This window comes from Haliscomenobacter sp. (genome assembly GCF_041740695.1).
In the GTDB taxonomy this organism is placed as follows: Bacteria; Bacteroidota; Bacteroidia; order Chitinophagales; family Saprospiraceae; genus Haliscomenobacter.
In genome coordinates, this window is sequence record NZ_JBGSLK010000038.1 from 63,263 (window position 1) to 82,283 (window position 19,021).

The following is a 19,021-nucleotide window of genomic DNA, read 5'->3' on the forward strand; positions in this document are numbered from 1 at the left end:
GAACACTTTATCCAAAATTGGGAACAAAAAAAGGGGAACTTATTCAAGTAAAGTAAACCTAGCCAAGGCTTTGTCTTCAACCTTGGCTAGGAGCATCAGCTTTAAACAAGCTCTTAATTGCCACTCATCACGACCACCCGGCCGGACAGTTTCAAATTTTCATCGCCGATTTTATACAAGTAGGTGCCTGCCGGTAAATCCGCAGTTTCCAAATCAAACGAGTGCTCGCCATAAGCAGCCACATTCAGGGACTGATTGCGGACCACTTTTCCGTAAACATCAAAAACGTCAAGCTGGTATTGCCCAGCTGGCCAGGAACTAAGGCTGACCTGAGCTTTGGCATTGGTGTGGGTTGGATTGGGATAAATGACTACGGCTGGTTTTTCATTCAGCAGGTTGGTGCCAAAACCAAGGCCTTCAGTATTGGGTTGTTGGAAGCCAGGGCAAGGGGTAGTTTCGTAAATGCGCACATTGCGGTACTGCGACTCACTGGTGTATGGCGCTGCATCCATGTCGGCGGCAAAGAACAGGTACTTGGTTGCTCCGGTATAAAACTGTCCCACTTTGATGGTGTACTTTTTCCAGGCCCCATTGCCTTCATAATTGCGGAAATTGGTAATCCCCCAGGATTGTTTACCCCACAATTGGAAGGTATAAGGAGCCGAAATGTTTTCATCATCGTCGAAACCTATACCATGAATTTCACCCTGTAAGGTAGAGCGGAACTCAAACTCTATGTAGGTATTGGCCGTGATGGTATAAGCCAATGGAACGGCTTTCCAGGCATTGTTCTTGATGGTTAAGGATTTGCCGAGGTCGGCAACCGTGGCCGAACCCCCATCCTGAGACCCACCGAAGGATACTGGAACCGTCTTGCTGAAGTCAATATTGGTACAAGTGGTATTGGTAGGTGGGGGAGGATTGCCGCCACCTGATGACTGTACACAGAAGCTGGTCAGCGATTCTTTGGTGAATTGTCCACCTTGGGCAATGACCACGTTGTTGGCGTCCAACAATTTGAATGCCCCAGTGCCATAACTGCAACAGATCCCATCACCAATTTTGTCCAGAATACGCAATCTGTAGCAGCCAAAAGGAAGGCAGATCGTTTTTTCCACTTTTTGGCCAGCTGTTTTGTCTACATATGGCCCACCTTTATCTACTGCAACCCCTGCCGGGTTGAGGATTTCCCAGGTCGTTTCGCTGCCGAACATGTCCAGGGTAAGTGAAAAAGTAACGTTGGCACAAGTAGCTGTACCTGTTCCAGTCCCGGTGCCAGTCCCACCACCTGTTCCGGTTCCACCTCCACCTCCAGTTGGGCACGCCACCAAACAGGTAGCTGCCGCAATCCGGTTGCGCATCAGCGTAGCTGGCTGGGTACCAAAACCGACGGTGAAGCTAATCCCAACCCGGTTGAGGTGACAGTAGGACATGATCGTTCCACCACCCGTAGGTGCAGCTATGGTTGCCGCACAATTGCCTTCTGTAAAGCCGGGGCAAGCATCCAGGGCAGTATTGTTGCCATTCCATACACAGGCATGTGTGTGCTGTGAGCCAAGAATGTGTCCCAATTCATGCGCTACCACCATCACCGTGAATGAAAAAGTAGGCACGGCAGAATAGGTTTTGCCAATGCCAGAATACCCCATTTTAAACGAAGTATAAGGCCGACACAAACCATCTACTACCGCAATACCGCCATTGCCTCGGTAAGAAAGCAACATCCCGGCATCACCATTAAAGGTACTGCGGGTACGTTGGAATTGGGTGAGTAAACTGTAGGTATCCGAACCAGAATACGGACTGGTGGTGTTCCAAATGAACACCTGCGACAAAGTCAAACTGATGTTTTCTTTGGCGTACAAGGTCGCTACCTGGTTGAATACACCGGTGATGTATTGTGCAGTGCCATCTTGACCACCTTTGTCTACAAATACATCATTGTCTACTTCCAGGTAAACCCGTACACAGGATGCAGCACCTCTTAGCTCGGGTGCATCTCTAAGTTCTTCCGCCCGGTAAGCCTGACCACTATCTGCAGTTTTACAATCAAACTCTGGATGGTCTTCCATCATGCTGTCTTCATGCAGCATGTGCAAGCGGCGGTCGCTGCTTTTGTAACGGCCCAATACCTGGTTGGGGTGATCGGGTGTGCTGATGACGCCCGAAATCTCGTCGTCAAAAACACTGATGGCTACCACGGATTCGGGTTGTCCTTTAACGATGCCCCGATAATGAACGCCACTGTTCATTTCGTGCATAACCTTAGGATTACTGGCCAATACGATGCTGAAGTCATCAGCAAAAAGGTTGACTTGTACCAGTTCTAATTCGTAAGTGCCCGCATCGCCCGCAGGTACAGGAAAGGTCATTGCTTTGGGGCGCGCTTGTAGCAGTCCTCGCAGGTCTTCCGACCGCAAGGACAGCCACTGAGCGTTTACAGCGTCTGCATCGCGCAGATTTGGTGCCCGGTCAAACAGTTGATACTTGACAAATTTAGCGCGATTGCTTTTCTGAGCTTCGACCAGCTCCGCAGGACGTAAAGATAGTTGTGCATGGACTATGGACAAAGCCATAGCCATCGCCAGCGTAAGTACAGTTCTCATGGCGTGAATCGGTTTTTGGTAAAACTTTTAAGGTTACTACAATAAAGTGACGACATGGTACACCAAGCCGCTGGTTTTCTCAAAGTGTGTTAATCCCCTGTGTGTAAAGAATGATTACCTATGCTCAAGACAAAGCAAAGTATGGGCTAAAAATTAGTAGTGACGTCTTGTTGGTGTGAGATTACTATTGTTAGTTGGCGTGGCAAGCAAGTATCCGTGTTCTGGATTAGCGCTAAAGTTTGGGAAGGAATTTGCACTTTATAACTCCATCCCTTGAGTTTGGATTGTGCGTAAAACAAAAAAAATATAATTCTTTTTTTGTTTTGTATCGCAAAGATAAGTCTATCAACCAGAAAAACAACCCCTAAAACAAGAGAAGCTAAAAACAGGCGATAAACTGACAATTCTCTGACTTAAGAGACAAGTAGGGCTTTGCTTGTGAGCAAAGCCCTCAAATGAGTAACCTTAAAAAACAATTCACGCCTTATAAGGATGTTATAAAGCCAAAGTTAGGTAGAGTCGCCTCCTCACGCAGTTCCTGCGTTGGGCAATTCCATAATAAAGACAGCTATGACCACATTGATCATATTTCTTGTACAGTTTTTGGGAGGGGCGATAGGTAGAAGGTTTCGCCAATTATTTTTAGAGGGCAGGCTGGAGTAACCTTTGATAAGGTGATGAAAACAAGCCCAAAATAATACAGATTTTTTTTTGACGCAAGTTTTACATTCAGAGACTTGACAGAAAGACAAAAAAAGGGTGAAACCGAAGCTTCACCCTATCAGTGTAAGGCTAAATTCTATGTTTTTTTCATTTTGAATGGTCAACCATAAATTTGCCAGACTGTTGAAGGCTTTTGCCCTTCACCTGGTAGATGTACATGCCACTGGGAAGATCGGCTACTGGAAAATCAATAACTGGGCTACCCAGGATGTGGTCAATTTTTTTGCTGCTAATTATTTTTCCCAAAAGATCCAGCACTTGTACCTGATAATGCCCTGGCGGAAAATAATCCAGCTGCAAGTTTAATTGTTGGTGCGCAGGATTAGGCGAGGCCAGTACCTGTGGGATAGGTTGATGTTCTGGAACTAGCTCATTTAAGAGCAAACAGGGTTTGGTCTCGTAAATTTTGACATTGCGGAATTGAGCATTGCCCGCAATGAGATTTTCATCGTTGTCATTGGCAAAAAACAAATATTTGGTTTCACCCGTGTATTTTTGACCAACCGGGATGATGTATTTTTTCCAACTTCCATACCCAACATAAGTATTAAACTCTTGATACCCCCATACTTGGGTGCCCCCAAGTTGAAAGGTGAAATACGTATTAATGCTCATATCGTTGTCAAAACCAATCCCATGAATCTCTGATTTTTGGGTAGAGCGGAATTCAAACTCTAGAACCGTATTGGCCGTGATGGTTCGGTCGAGCTGAATCGCTTTCCAGGCATTGCCATTTAAGACCAGACCGTTGCCATTTTCAATAATTGACGAGGTGCCTTGGTCTTGCGACTCTCCGAAAGACAGTACATTAACAGTATTGAAATTGACGTTGATACAACCCGCATTATTGGTAGGTGGGGGAGGAGGAGGGGGAACATCGGTAACTTTGCGCCCCGAATTATCAATGCAGAATGAAGTGGCCGCTTCTTTTGTAAAAGTTCCCCCTTCTGCTAGCACCTTGGCTTCACTATCTACCAAAGAAAAGGAGCCATTGCCGTAACGACAGCAAAGGCCATCACCTCTGGAATCGAGCACGCGTAACTTGTAACACCCAGCTGGAAGGCAGAGCTTTTTTTGAATTTTTTGCCCATTGCTTTTGATGCCATAGGGCCCACCACGATCCACTACGGCATTGGTAGCATCGAGGATTTCATAGGTAATTTCATTGCCATAATCGTCGAGAATAAGGGTAAAAGTGATTTCTCCACAAGTAGGTTGTACCACAACAGTCGTTGTACAAGCGCTCACGCAGGGGGCACTGGCAATGCGGTTGCGGATGAGGTTGCCGGGTTGCAAGCCAAAACCCAAGGAAAAATTGATGCCATATTGCGTAATGTGGCAGTATGACATGATGGTACCACCTTGTTTGGGTACGGCTGGAGTAGCACAACCGCCGTCCGTAAAACCAGGGCAACCATCAATGGCTGTATTGTTGCCATTCCATACGCAGGCATGGGTATGTTGTGATCCCAAAATATGCCCCAACTCGTGGGTTAGCACCATTACCGTGAAAGAATACGCTGGCGCAACGCTGTAACTTTTGCCAATCCCAGCGTACCCCAGATTGAAAGGATCGCACAAACCATCTACTACCGCAATGCCACCCCCACCTTTGTAGGAAATCAACATCCCCGCATCTCCTTTGATCTGCCCGGCACGTTTGTTTTTGAATTGATTCAGTAAGCCATAGGCATCATACCCGCTGTAAGGGCTGGTGGTGTTCCAAACGTAGAGTTGGGAAAGATTAAGCTTGATGCCTTCATTGGCGTATAAGGTTGCGGTTTGATTGAATACCGCCTGAATATAGCGTGTAGTTGCATCCAAGCCTCCTTTGTCCAAAAACACATCGTAATCTACCTCAAGGTACAGATTGACACAGTTGTTGGCTGCCCGCAGATTGGGCGTGTTTTCCAGTTCTTTGGCTGAATATCCCCTTTGTCCATCCGGGGTATAACAATGAAAGTCATGCCTTTCCGGTATTTGATCTTCGGGATATAGGACGTGTAAACCTTTGACTTTGTTTAGCTTGGACTGGTATTTGGCTAACGTCAAGTTTCCTGTTTCCAGCGTACTGATCATTCCCAGTACTTCATCGCCATAGATACTCAGGGAAGCGATTGATCCAGGTTTTTCTTTAACAACCCCACGATAATACAAACCTTCAGTCCTTTCATTAGGTCCACGCGTAGGGTCGGCTAACTTTAGGGTATATTCTTCGCTCGACAATTCAACTCGGTACAGTTCAAGTGTTACTCTTTCTCCTTGAACGGGTAGATCAACTTCAATGACCGGGTGTGGGTGTCGCAATAAATTTTGAGCGACACTCTCCTGAAAAGTAAGCCCTTGAGCAAGTGGAAGTTCGACATCTTCCAGCACGCTGTTAGAAGGGAATAATGCAAGCCTGATGAAAGGGGATTTTCCCTTGCGCAGGGCATCAATTTGTTCCTGTGGGCGTAGCCCCGTTTGGGCATGTGTCCCCATTAAGGCACATGCCAGCATAATTGTTAGTAGTGATTTCATAGTGTTCCAATACAAAAATCGGTGAACAATAGACATTCAATCAGCTTGGAGAGGATTAGTCAACAAGCTGTTAAGTTAATTTCTACTATGGATTAAGGTGTCACATGTGCACGAGCGTCTAGTGTTACAGGCGTTGAATGTACCTGAACAATACATAAGGCTGCGCCTTATGGGACCTGAACGGCAACAATGGGTTTTGTGTAAGTGATTAAATTTCCAAGTGGTCTACAAAGTGGTTTACATGTAGTTTGTTTGTGAAAATTCGGCTAGAAACAACCTAATTTGGGATAGGTGAACAGATATTTGGAGGGAACAAATACTATAAAAGCAGATGCAAGATAATGGCATTTTTAACATAGTACAAATATTTTTTTAACATAGACTTCTTTTTTACTAAAAATTACCTGAATCAGACAAAAAAAGTGTTCCTGCGTACAGGAACACCTAATTATTGGGTCTTGATATTAACATTTTTCCTGACTTTTTGAACTGCTCATTTTGGATGACATAGAAATAAACCCCTGATGACCAGTTTGTTGTATTGAGTTGCCATTCCCATACATTGGAATCACTTAGATTCAAAGGATAGTTGTTCAACAACTTTTGCCCTAAAGCATCAAAAACGCTCAATTTGTATTGCCCAACTGGCCAATTCAATAAACTAAAACGAGCACTTACATCGCTAGGGTTGGGTGCAATCAATACTTCTGGATTTGGATTTTTCTGCTCCACTGGTCTAGCTAATCCCAAATCGATGGTAGGCTCATGGAAGCCTGGGCAGGGTGTTTCCTCGTAAATGCGCACATTGCGGAATTGGGATTCACTGGCAAAAGGGGGTGAATCTTTGTCCACGGCAAAAAATAGTCGGTTAAAAGTACCCGTATAAAATTTGCCCACCGGGATGGTGTATTTTTTCCACTGGCTATTTCCTTCATAATTTCGGAATTCTGCGATGCCCCAGGTTTGGGAGCCCCAAAGTTGGAAAGTATAGGGCGATGAGATGTTTTCGTCATCATCAAAACCGATGCCGTGGATTTCACCCAACTGAGTGGAGCGAAATTCAAATTCAATAAAGGTTTTTGTAGTCACAGTGTAATTGATGGCTACTGCTTTCCATGCATTGTTTTGGATGATCAGGGTTTTTCCTGCATCCGCAATGGTCGCGGTGCCTCCATCCTGGGAGCCCCCAAAAGAGATGGGAGGGTAACGGTTAAAATCAATGCTGATACATTTTGCATCGGGTGGAGGGTTGTCGCCACCATTGTTTGGGGCAGTGACACAGAAATTGGTTTGCACCAGATTTCCAAAGACTGAACCCTTCGTGATGTCCACGTTATTTGCATCGATTAAGCGGTAACTGCCTTCGCCATAGGTACAGCAAATTCCATCGCTGTTTTTGTCATAAATTTTGAGGGTATAACAACCAAAGGGCAAACATACCTTGCGCTCAATTTTTTGGCCCAGCGTTTTGTCCACATAAGGCCCGCCTTTTTCAACGGCAACTCCGGCTGGGTTGATGATCTCCCAGGTGGTTTCGCTGCCAAAAAGGTCCAGCGTCATCTGAAAAGTGACATCCCCACAGGTGGCGTTGTTGTTTCCGCCGCCACCGTTGCCGCCGCCGCCGCCATCCGTTGTACACACCTGTAAGCAGGTAGCCGCAGCAATCCGATTGCGAATCAGATTGCCGGGCTGCGTGCCAAATCCCTTCGAAAAATTAATACCTATCGTGTTCAAGTGGCAATAAGACATAATGGTGCCGCCACCAGCAGGCCTCGCCTCGGTAGCACTACAGTTGCCCTCCGTATACCCCGGGCATGCATCGATGGCGGTATTGTTGCCATTCCAAACGCAGGCATGGGTGTGCTGAGCACCAAGGATATGTCCCAATTCGTGGGCGACAACCATTACGCTGAAAGAGTACGTTGGCAGATTGGAAAAAAAGCGACCCACACCAGCTACACCCATCTTGAAGGAGTTGTAAGGGCGACAGAGGCCATCCACAACCGCAATGCCGCCACCTCCTTTGTAAGTAATCAATTCTGCTGCATCGCCATTAAAGCTGGTGCGGGTACGCTGAAACTGCGTCAGTATTGTGTACGTATCAGATCCGGTATAGGGGCTGCTGCTGTTCCAAATGAACACCTGAGACAAACTCAAACGGATGTTTTCATTGGCATATAAAGCGGCAACCTGATTAAACATACCGGTCACATATTGTAAGGTGCCATCCTGGCCTCCTTTGTCTTTAAAAATATCATTGTCTACTTCCAGGTACAAGCGCACACAAGGGGCCGCACTACGCAGCTCTGGTTGTGCCTGTAAATCTTCTGGCCGGTACTCGATTTCATTGTCTGGACTCAGGCAATGAAAATCGGGCCGTTCCGCCATTTGTTCATCCGCGTGTAAAAGGTGTAAGCGCGGGTCCGCTCCTTTGTAATGCCCCAAGACCCGATTGCCTTCCTCCGGGGTACTGATGACACCCGTTACTTCGTTGTTAAAAATACTGATGGCCGCCATAGATTCCGGGTGCCCTTTGATTCGCCCTTGATAAAATAGTCCGTTGAACTCGGTTGTAGGCATATTGCTTTGCTGGGAAAACTGTACGGCGAAATCGGCGCTAAAAATGTCAACTTGCACCAATTCCAATTCCATCATCGTGCCATCGGCATTCGGCAAGGGCAAAGAGAGGGCCAAGGGCCGCTCCCTTTGCAATGGGATTATACTTGCCATATTAAGAAACATCCATAGTCCGTTGACTACCTGGGATTCGCTCCTCAGCTCAGGAGCACGTTCAAAAAGTTGGACGGTTTTAAAGTGTAGTTTGTTTTTTTTTCCTGCATCCACCAGGTCACTTGGTCGCATAGCGCTTTGAGTGTTGGCTGATGTCAATAGCATCGCCAACACGACAGTAAGTAGTGTTCTCATTGAGTACAAATTTTAAAAGGCCAAACCATTCCGTTTGGACAAACGTATAATCAGATTTAAATGAAATTGCTTGCTAGACAGGTATTTTGCCTGAGCGGGTAGGTGAATTATGAAATAGTGTAGTGATTATGGAAGGGAGGGTAGAATAAGTAAAGGTGTCACTTAATATTTAATCGCGATAAAAAGGGTACTATCGCAAATATAGTTTTTAGTTTTGACGGATGCAAATTTTTATTGCAAAAAAATGACAATAAAAAATAATAGCATTCCACCATCTTGATGAAATGCTACCATTTAAGAGCTTGTTTAAGTTTTTGTGCGGAAGCGAAAATTTAAACAAGCTCTAAGTGGAAAACGGACTTTTTACCCCATTTCTTGTACCACTTCTTCAACTTGTGGGATCATCCGCTTCAACATCCCTTCGATACCCGCCTTAAGGGTAACGGTAGAGGAAGGACAACCACTGCAAGAGCCCTGCATGAGCACGAAAACTTTGCCGTTTTCGTAGTGCTTGAACTCAATGTTTCCACCATCCATTTCCACAGCTGGCTTCACGTAGGTATCAATTAGTTCTTTGATTTTTTGCACCAATTCAGCTTCATCACCGGTATAAGCCACTCCGGCACGATCCGCCTCGATTTTAGCCGTATGCTCTGCAAAACCTTCTTTCACCAATTCACCACCTTCTTCGATGTAGTTTTTGATGAAATCTTTCAGTTTGAGCATGATGTCGGGCCACTCGTAGTTCATTTCCTTACTCACCGTGACGAAGTTGTTGCTGACGTACACGCCTTTCACGTAAGGGAACTCAAAAAGTGCCACCGCTAGAGGTGACCACTCGTGCGCCAAATCCACTTCGCGGAAATCGGCTGTGCCGCGATACAACATCCGATTGGTCACAAACTTGAGTGACTCCGGGTTGGGCGTTTGCTCGGTGTACAACAACACCGGGCTTTTGGTAATAGTAGTCTCCATATCTTGAGTGTCTGTTGTCGTGTGAGTTATTTAGAACAAATCTACAAAGTAACATTCGAAAAGCCACGGTGGTTTTTAAAGAACTTGAGTTTTTGCAATAATTTCCTCAATGCTCAGTTTTTCCTGCTCCCCACTTTGCATGTTTTTGAAGCCGAGCAGGCCGCTGCTCATTTCTTCTTCCCCTACCAAAACGACAAAAGGAACCTGCCGATCGTTGGCATATTTCATTTGTTTTTTGAGTTTGCCCGGATCGGGATAAATTTCGGCATTCACGCCCGCGGCACGCAATTTGCTCAACGCAGCAAAAGCATACAGGTGTGTAGCATCATCAAAGGCCATAAAGAGCACCTTAAGCGAACTGCTGCTATCGGCAGGAAAAAGTTTGAGTTCTTCCAGTACATCATAGATGCGCTCGGCACCAAAAGAAACACCCACACCTGAAACATCCTTGAGCCCAAAAACACCAGTCAGGTTATCATAACGACCACCACCGCCAATGCTGCCCATGGCGACCCCTTTGGCTTGTACTTCAAAAATACAGCCAGTATAGTAATTGAGTCCACGGGCCAGAGTGATGTCGAAACGGATTTCTTGCTGGGTCGTACCAGTACCGAGGTATTGCAAGAGGCTTTGGATTTCCTGGATGCCCAACTTTCCGGTTTCGCTGGCCGATAATGCGCTCTGCAATTCTTCCAGCGATTGAATGGCCAGAATCTGGGTAATTGTTTCCACCGCCGCTTCATCAATGCCCCGTTCGATCATTTCTTTTTTTACCCCGTCCAGTCCAATTTTATCCAGCTTATCGATGGCCACGGTCATGTCTACCATCAATTCAGGAATACCGGCCACTTCTGCAATCCCGGTAAGGATCTTCCGGTTGTTGAATTTAATGACGACGGGCAAATTGAGTTTGGAAAAAACCTCATCGTAAATCTGTACCAGCTCCGCCTCGTAAACTAAGGAAGTAGAACCCACCACATCTACATCACACTGATAAAACTCCCGGTAACGCCCCTTTTGTGGCCGATCCGCCCGCCAAACGGGTTGGATTTGGTATCGTTTGAAAGGGAAACTGATCTCGTTCTGGTGCATCACCACAAAGCGGGCGAAGGGCACGGTCAGGTCGTAACGCAGGCCGCGTTTGGCCAGGGCAGGAGTTAGCGTTTTGTAAGTTTGAGCCTCAATGTCCGCTGGCTTGATGCCTTTGAGGTATTCACCGTTGTTCAGGATTTTGAACAACAAGCGGTCGCCCTCTTCACCGTATTTGCCAGACAGAGTGCTGAGATTTTCCATCGCCGGGGTTTCAATGGGCAGGTAGCCGTATTTGACAAACACCGAACGGATGGTATCGAAGATATAGTTGCGTTTGAGCACCTGATCGGGGGTGAAATCCCGGGTGCCTTCAGCGGTGGTTGGTTTCATTTTTTTGTCGTTGTAGAGACGCACTGTTGTGCGTCTCATCTAGCAGAAAGACGCACAACCGTGCGTCTCTACCGTTATATAACAGAGGAAAACTGTTTCAAAAAGCGCACATCGTTTTCAAACAACAGGCGAATATCGGTGATGGTGTACAACATCATGGCCTGGCGTTCGATGCCCATGCCGAAGGCAAAACCGGAGTACTCTTCAGGATCGATGCCACAATTGATCAACACCTGTGGATCGACCATGCCACAACCCAAAATTTCTACCCAGCCGCTGTGCTTGCACACCCGACAGCCCTTGGCGTTGCAAATGAAGCAGGACACGTCCATTTCGGCGCTGGGCTCGGTGAAGGGGAAAAACGAAGGCCGCAGGCGAATTTTGGTATCGGGGCCGTACATCTCTTTGGCGAAGTAGTACAGGGTCTGCTTCATGTCGGCAAAAGACACACCCTTGTCAATGTACAAACCTTCCACTTGATGGAACTGGCAATGTGAGCGCGCCGAGATGGTCTCGTTGCGGTAAACCCGTCCGGGGGCAATGATGCGAATGGGCGGCTTTTGTGAAGTCATTACGCGGGCCTGTACCGAAGAAGTATGGGTACGCAGCAGCATTTCGGTGCTGTTGCGGAGGTAATACGTATCCTGCATGTCGCGCGCCGGATGGTCGGCGGGCGTATTCATGGCCGTGAAGTTGTGCCAATCGTCTTCAATCTCCCGTTCTTCGGCGACTACAAAGCCCAGGCGTTCAAAAATCCGCACAATGCGGTTCAGCGTTACCGCCACGGGATGGCGAGAGCCCAGGTCAATGGGTTCGCCCGGTGCGGTGATGTCCAAACCTGCCGCCTGAGATTTTTCCGCAGCAGCTTCGGCCACGGCCTTGAGGGTTTCAAACTTGGCCTCGGCAAGCTCTTTGGCTTTGTTGATCAATTGACCAAATTCCTTTTTTTGCTCATTCGGTACGTTCCGAATTTCGCCCATCAGGGGTTTGATCACATTGTTGGAGCCCAGGTAGCGCAAACGAAACTGCTCAATGGTTTCCGCAGAGGCGGGATTGGCCACCTCAATTTCCTGCAGCAAGTCCTGTAATTGTTGAAATGCGTTGGCAGACATATTCATTTTTTAAAAAATCGCTGGCAAAAGTAAGCATTTTCATGTCATGTAGAATCAATAACAATGGCGATATTGCGCAGAGTTCCATTTTTTAGTTTAGAAGGTCGATAAGTTGAGAAGGTTGAGGCTACCGCAAGTGTCATTGTCAAAGTCGCTCGCGGTAGCCTCAACCTTCTCAACCTTCTCAACTTTCTCAACCTTCTCAACTATGTTTCAAGCTTCTCAGCTCCGTTTCTATTTTACTTATTTATCCTGCCTCGCCCTTTTGATTGGGCTGGTGGTTTCCCCCTTTTTGCAATCCATGAGTTTGTTTGGTTTTACCATCGCTGCGGTGTGGGAAAGCATCGCCACTCGCGCGACTCTGGCGGAGCGCTGGAAAGCATTCTGGAAAAGGCCCGATTTTTGGGTTTTCGGCCTCCATTTTACGATTGTGTTGTTGGGATTTTGGGCAGTACAAGACATGGACTTTTGGCTGGAGCGCTTGCGCATCAAATTGCCTTTTTTGATCTTGCCCCTGGCTTTCTTTTTTATGCCTCAATTTTCACAGCGTCAATATTTTAGCTTGCTTTATGTGCTGATCATTGTATTGTCGATCGCCAGCTTGGGCATCTTGATCAACTACAATCTGGACTACGAAAATATCCAACTCCTGATCAAACAAGGCCAGTCCATGCCCATGCCCACCAACCACATCCGTTTCAGTTTATTGCTGGCCATTGGGGTGCTGTCAGCGGGGTATTTGTACTGGCAGGGATACTATTTTAGACATGAAAAGGAGCGCAAATGGATCGCGGGAATGGGACTGTTTCTCTTTGGGTTTATCCATGTACTTTCGGTGCGCAGTGGCATTGCAGCGCTGTATTTGGCGATACTGGTAGTGGGTTTGCGGTATGCCTGGCTGAGCCGCAGGTATTGGTTGGCCTTGGTGGTAGTGGGAGCGATGGCAGCTTTACCGGTGTTAGGCTATTTTGTATTGCCGAGTTTTAAAATGAAAGTGGATTACGCCTTGTACGATCTGCGCATGCGCCAAAGCGGGCATACTGAAATGTTGTCTGATTCTGAGCGCATTACAACTTTGAAGGTGGGCTGGAAAATCTTCAAAGCAGCGCCTTTGCTGGGTGTAGGAGCGGGCAATCTGGATCAAGCCGTACACGCCCAATACGAAGCCCACCACCCCAACGCAGCACGGGTGATGATGCCGCACAATCAGTTTTTGTACGTGGCGGCGGGCTCGGGAATAGTGGGCTTGTTGCTGTTTTGTGTGGCTATCTTCCTGCCGATCTTTTATCAACACAATTATCGGGATGAGTTGTTTTTGGGGACTTATGTAGTCCTTTTTGCTTCCTTGTTGGTGGAGGCTACCTTGGAAAATGCGATGGGGGTGGCGTTGGCGAGTTATTTTTGGTTGTGGGGGCTGAAGCAAATGAATTTGTCAAAATAATTACAAAACAATAATCTTAACATTGGTTTATTGCTGAATTGATTCAGAAGGTGTATTTTGCCTCAAAAATAACATCCTAAGTGCAATCAAGTATACATTCTGTTTGCCTTATTTTAGCTTTAGCTTAGTTTTTGCATTATAGCGTACTCATTTCTATTGCTTTACTACTTTTTTAGCGGGATAATCAGTCAATTATTTTCGAAAACTCCTACTTATCACTAGGAAGTTTAATCATCAAATAATGAGATTTTATACCACCCTTTTCCTAATTTTATTTGTCCAATTAGCTACCAAAGGGCAAATCATCTTCAATACCGTAGAGGCCAGTTTTGGAACAACCAACCCTTTCTTGTGTGACAGTAAAGTCCTTACAGGTTTTGGCAAATACAAACTCCCCATTGCCGAAATTGCTATTACTCCCGATGGTAGGCTACTTGGGCACATCGGCGAGCAGCCTAGCGGCCCACTGGATACCCTACCTTATCACATATGTGAATTTGATTTCCTAAAAAACAGCATTATTGATACTTTGATTTCTTTTCGGTATTCTTCTTCATCTTTAAGCATTAGCCCACAAGGCGACTGTTATTTTGGGTATGCCTCTGCCATTTTTTCCATGAACTTAATTACTAAAGAAATCAATTCCTTCGCTTTTCCCGCCATTATCCCCGGTGACATACAATTCATGCCCGAAGACAGTGTGCTCATCACTGAGGCAGAGAGTTATCCCCACCACCCGCCCGGCCAGTGGATTTTTAGAATTGACCTCAAAACCAAAAAAGTAGACACCATTATGGCCTTCCCTCAAGGCGAGCGAGTTTATGGGCTGGTCACTTTGTGGGATTACGCCGCCAAAAAGCGGCGCTTGTACGCTACCCTCTTTTCCTCTTCTTCCAACAGCAATCACAAAATCAACAGTTTGATCGAAATTGATTTGGAAAACAAAAAACTTGTCCCTTTATGTGATCGATTGTTACGCGGAAATCCTCCGGTCTGGGGTATGGCCAGCGACGACGACGTCCGCACCCAATTCAACATCCGCATGGACCTCGACCCCGACAACAGCAGTGGCCGCTTTGTGGATCATTTTCAGCTCGATACCCTCTGCCTCACCAACCTGCCCATTGCCGATCGGGATGCCAGTATCAAATCCTACATTGGCGGCATCGATTCACTCGTGGTGCAAATTCAATCCGGCATCAAACACCCGGGGCAGGAAATATTGGAGTTGCGCAGTATTTTTCCGGGCATCAGCGCCAGTTTTATGGGCAAGGAAAAAATTGTGCTGCGCAATCTGGGCACTGCCAGCGATGAAGCCTTTACAGAGGCCTTGCGCAGCATTCGTTACCGCATCGAAGCTACGGAGGTGCAGGATGGCGAACGGGTCGTGCTGTGCAACATTTACAAAAATGGCATCAAAGGTGACCCGGCTATGGCCTACCTGCGGGTACGCGCCTACGCCCGTCCCTTTGCGGGCAACGATGCCTCGGTACAGGGTTGTGAACATGGCACCTTCATCGATTTATACAAAACGCTAGGGCCTAAAGCTTATCCCGGGGGCACCTGGTCTCCGGCCTTGCAGCTCAACAACCTCCTGAATCCCGACCTGGATACCGCCGCGCATTATTTCTACATCGTCAAAGCGGGAGATTGCCCTGCCGATACGGCTCAGGTTACGGTGGAGCGCCCCTTGCCCTTCCCGGCCATCGGCATCAATGGGATCCGCGAACGCCGCACCCAAATCGTCCAGCTTTGTGCTGGGGATAGCATCACCTGGGACATTTCGGCAGGTTTGTTGTCTGCCCGGCGGTATTCTTGGGAAAACCAGGCCCGCACCCCTCCTCGCCGTACTTTCACCCAACCAGGGAGCCATTTCATCAACATTGAGGATTACAACGGCTGTACCTGGGTGGCTGGCATTACCATTTTAGCCGCCAATGGTGACAAAGCGGCCAAACGGGAAAAAGTTACTTTGCGCAAGGGTGAGGTCTATGTATGGGAAAACCAGGTGATCCGGCGGGATACCCTCATTTGTCGAGTGATCCCCCGACCAAGTACTTGTGATTCTACGTATTGCCTGGAGGTGAAATTCACTACGACGTCCACCCGCGAGCTTGCCATCAACCGCAACGCGGATTTTTACATTCCCGGCCTGCTACACGAAGGTGGCCACCTGAATGTATTTAGCCATACTGGTACCAAGGGCCGGATATTGGACATGGAAGTGTGGGATCAATGGGGGCGTTCCCTCTGGCGGGGCAAAGACTTTTTGACCAATGACCCCACCCAGGGTTGGAATGGCCAAAGCAATGGTCAATGGGTTGCGAAAGGTATGTATTTGAGCTTGGCTAAAATCCAGTTGGACGATGGAACGATCGAATGGGTAAGTGGAAAAATCATCCAGGTTCAGTAAACACAAAATGGCTTTTGTACCAACAAAGTCATCAAGAATATACCACGAATCCAAAGCGCACTCCCCGAAGGTTCCAAACCTTCGGGGAGTTTCAAGCAAAGCTCCGCTATTGATTTTCAACGTAAAATTTCAATTTATACAATCCTTTTCACCACCGTATCCGCCTTCAGCTTCTCATCCTCGCCCAAATTCAACAACAACAATCCCGGCCGTTTACCCGCCTCAATACTCCCCAAGCTGTCCTCAAAACCCAGCGCCTCCGCCCCATTGATGGTCGCCCAACGCAAAATCGTTGTAAAAGGCACATAAGACTGGAATCGCGCGATGGTTTTCATTTCTTCCAACACCGACAACTGCCAGTTGGACGTCAAACTATCCGTACCGATAGTGACCTTAGCCTCCGTATCCAGAAAATACTGGTAATTGGGCAAGCGGTTTTCGATGAACAAGTTGGCGTTCGGGCAAGTGGCCCAATAAATATCCTGACTCCAGGCCTGAGCAGCGCGGATGTCTTCGCGGGTACTTTCGGTATTGTGTACAAAAAGGGTGCGACAAGCCGGATCCATGTTTTCCAACGCATAATGGATGGAAGTGCGGCCGCTGGGCTGAAACTGATCCAGCGGAAAACCAAAGCCACTGTAAAACTCCAAAAAGCTGCCGGTTTTAGTCTGGAAAAGCGCGTTTTCACCCGGCGTTTCCTGGTTGTGGATGCTGACGGTGCAGCCAGGCTGGTTCAGTGCGTTGATTTTTTTGAACAAATTGCGCGAAACCGTATAAGGCGCGTGGGGCACCGCACTTTTGCGATTGCGATTGCCATCGCTCTGTTCGTCGTAGGCGGGTTTGAAGTTGTTGAACCAGTTATCGGCACCCTCTTCCTGCAAGAAGTCAAAAAACTCCACAAAAGTGTAGTACTGGATCTGGCTTTGGTTCTTGCGGTTGGCCGTATCTGCTTTATTGGAAATGTCTCCTACAGCCATGATGCCACCGTCCCACATTTCGGCATCGGCGCGATCGATGGCATCCAGGATTTCTTCCATGGAAATGTCGCGGAAGTTGACCACCGTTTGTAAAAAAGGCACCAGGCCTGTTCCCGTATTGGCTCGGTCTTTCATGTGAGAAAGCTCAAGGTGGCAATGGGTATTGATGAAGCCGGGTACGATGGCACCATCCAGTTTTTCCACACTGGCTGGATCGTGGGCGGCGATATCATCAATTTGTAAAATGGTGCCCTGGGGGTCAAAGATCACAACCTTGTCGAGCAAAGCGACATCGGTAGTACCAGTATAAATGCGATCAGCGCTGATCTTCCGTATCATGAATCGTTTTTTATGTCGGTTAAATTGGAAAAGGGCGAACCAGAATCCCGTTTTTCATCCTCGGCTCAAACCAGGTTGACTTGGGTGGCAAAGCCTGATTGTGATCCGCCAGCAACATCATTTCCTGCAAGTCGATGGGGTAGAGGGCAAAGGCTACACGCTGGGGTTTGCGCTGTTGTTCTTTTTGCAAATAGTCGATTCCTTTGACGCCTTCAACGTAGTGCAAGCGGGTCTCCTGGCGTACATTGACGATGCCAAACACAGTTGGCAAAATCACTTCGTTGAACAATTGGGTGTCCAAAATGGCTTTTTCCCAGTGGTAGTGCTCCAAAAAATCACTGCGCCAAGTTATGCGAAAAGCCCGGTTTTCTACCAATAAACTCCATTCAAATTTCTGATTTGGAAGCACTGCGCTTGGTCTAGATTCGATGTGAAAGTAAGGCTCCAGCTTTTTGATCAACTCATCCGCAGTCCAGCTCACCTCATCCAAGATGCGGTGAAAAGCCTGGATGTTTAAGTGGCTTGAAGGAAAAAGGGCTACTAAAAAATCAGGATCAGCGTTCCCCTGGATCAAACCTCGTTCATACAAAACCGCCGAAGAAGAGCAGCGATGGTGCCCATCGGCAATGTAGGATCGCGGCACAAAGGCGGCAAACAATTCCTGGATGTATTGCACCTCGATGGGGTCACTGATTTCCCAGATCCGGTAGGTTTGTTCATCGGCTGGGAAAGGGATTTCCAGATTTGGAGTTTGCTTATCGGCCATATTTTGCATCCAGACCTCAATGGCAGGCACGCTGGGATAGGCCAATAAGACGGGTTTTATCATCGCCTGTTGTTCCTTCCACAAGCGAATTTGTACTTCCTCTTTGGCCGGGATGGTGTTTTCGTGGCGTTTAATAGCCCCTTGTAAATAATCTTTAATACTGGCGCAGGCTACAATGCCCAATGCACGATGAGTAGCAGATTGAATGGAACAAAGGTAAAGCGCTGGCGTTTCGCGCGACTCAAAGCAACCGCCTTGTACAAAATGAGGGAAATCTTCTTTTACGGCAGCAAAAAAAGTGTCGTTGGATTCAATTTTTTCCAAATGTGGCAAGAGCGCCCGAAAAGGGTTGATTTGCATGGATCCGGTTACTTGGGAACAAGGTAGCAAAAAAGCAAAATAAAAATAAAAAGGAACGGGTGCAAAGTTATCTACACCCATTCCTTAGAGCAGGACAGCCCCAGAAGGGAAGGGGCCGCCACATGATTGTTTAGTACTAGCATTGCATAATGTTCTCTTAGCCTACCGCGCGGCAAAGACTATCAGATTTAGAACAAGAATGATCCTAGAATAAAAAATAGTGTGGCTAGATAGCGTAGAAGGCTGAAAATAATACTGGAAACGGAAGACCAAGAGTCATGCAATAGACTAGAACTACAAAAATAATGGCCAAATATACAACTAATTGCATTGCATGCATGTCGTACAATTGTAAAAATTGGGTTTTATTTACATGCTCCAAGGTGTTGTTGGAACCATTTTATCCACTTATATCGTTGGACAAAAGCTTATATTCGCGCCA

General features: G+C 47.1%; 10 protein-coding genes. 2 read left to right on the top strand and 8 right to left on the bottom strand.

Translation table 11 applies throughout. The features are described 5' to 3' along the window. Positions 1-113: 113 nt before the first annotated feature. The 6 genes from ACEW9O_RS08240 to pheS form a co-directional block, all read right to left on the bottom strand. Positions 114-2,606, bottom strand: coding sequence for a zinc-dependent metalloprotease (locus ACEW9O_RS08240; RefSeq protein ID WP_373549669.1), 2,493 nt, complete (start codon positions 2,604-2,606; stop codon positions 114-116). Positions 2,607-3,416: 810 nt separating this feature from the next. Beyond that, positions 3,417-5,849 (bottom strand): M12 family metallo-peptidase, encoded by a 2,433-nt coding sequence (locus tag ACEW9O_RS08245; RefSeq protein ID WP_373549670.1) that lies wholly within the window; start codon positions 5,847-5,849, stop codon positions 3,417-3,419. A gap of 444 nt (positions 5,850-6,293) precedes the next feature. Further along, positions 6,294-8,774 (bottom strand): M12 family metallo-peptidase, encoded by a 2,481-nt coding sequence (locus tag ACEW9O_RS08250; protein ID WP_373549671.1) that lies wholly within the window; start codon positions 8,772-8,774, stop codon positions 6,294-6,296. A 363-nt stretch (positions 8,775-9,137) separates the two neighbouring features. Beyond that, positions 9,138-9,749: a NifU family protein gene (locus ACEW9O_RS08255; RefSeq protein WP_373549672.1), complete on the bottom strand. Its 612-nt coding sequence runs from the start codon at positions 9,747-9,749 to the stop codon at positions 9,138-9,140. Positions 9,750-9,824: 75 nt separating this feature from the next. Next, the gene (gene hisS, locus ACEW9O_RS08260; protein ID WP_373549673.1) at positions 9,825-11,171 is read right to left on the bottom strand and encodes a histidine--tRNA ligase; all 1,347 of its coding nucleotides are present in this window, start codon (positions 11,169-11,171) and stop codon (positions 9,825-9,827) included. Between the two features lie 74 nt (positions 11,172-11,245). After that, a complete protein-coding gene (gene pheS / locus ACEW9O_RS08265) occupies positions 11,246-12,283 on the bottom strand; it encodes a phenylalanine--tRNA ligase subunit alpha (RefSeq protein WP_373549674.1) in 1,038 nt (345 codons plus the stop codon). Between the two features lie 208 nt (positions 12,284-12,491). Here pheS and ACEW9O_RS08270 point away from each other — a divergent pair, with 208 nt between their 5' ends. Then, positions 12,492-13,724, top strand: a complete 1,233-nt coding sequence (locus ACEW9O_RS08270) for an O-antigen ligase family protein (RefSeq protein ID WP_373549675.1) — start codon at positions 12,492-12,494, stop codon at positions 13,722-13,724. A 241-nt stretch (positions 13,725-13,965) separates the two neighbouring features. Then, the gene (locus ACEW9O_RS08275; RefSeq protein WP_373549676.1) at positions 13,966-16,137 is read left to right on the top strand and encodes a hypothetical protein; all 2,172 of its coding nucleotides are present in this window, start codon (positions 13,966-13,968) and stop codon (positions 16,135-16,137) included. Positions 16,138-16,271: 134 nt separating this feature from the next. Here ACEW9O_RS08275 and ACEW9O_RS08280 read toward each other — a convergent pair whose 3' ends face one another. Both ACEW9O_RS08280 and ACEW9O_RS08285 read right to left on the bottom strand, forming a co-directional pair. After that, complete coding sequence (locus tag ACEW9O_RS08280; protein ID WP_373549677.1) at positions 16,272-17,453, bottom strand: amidohydrolase family protein; 1,182 nt, start codon at positions 17,451-17,453, stop codon at positions 16,272-16,274. A gap of 19 nt (positions 17,454-17,472) precedes the next feature. Then, positions 17,473-18,579: a DUF1015 family protein gene (locus ACEW9O_RS08285; RefSeq protein ID WP_373549678.1), complete on the bottom strand. Its 1,107-nt coding sequence runs from the start codon at positions 18,577-18,579 to the stop codon at positions 17,473-17,475. Positions 18,580-19,021: the final 442 nt, after the last annotated feature.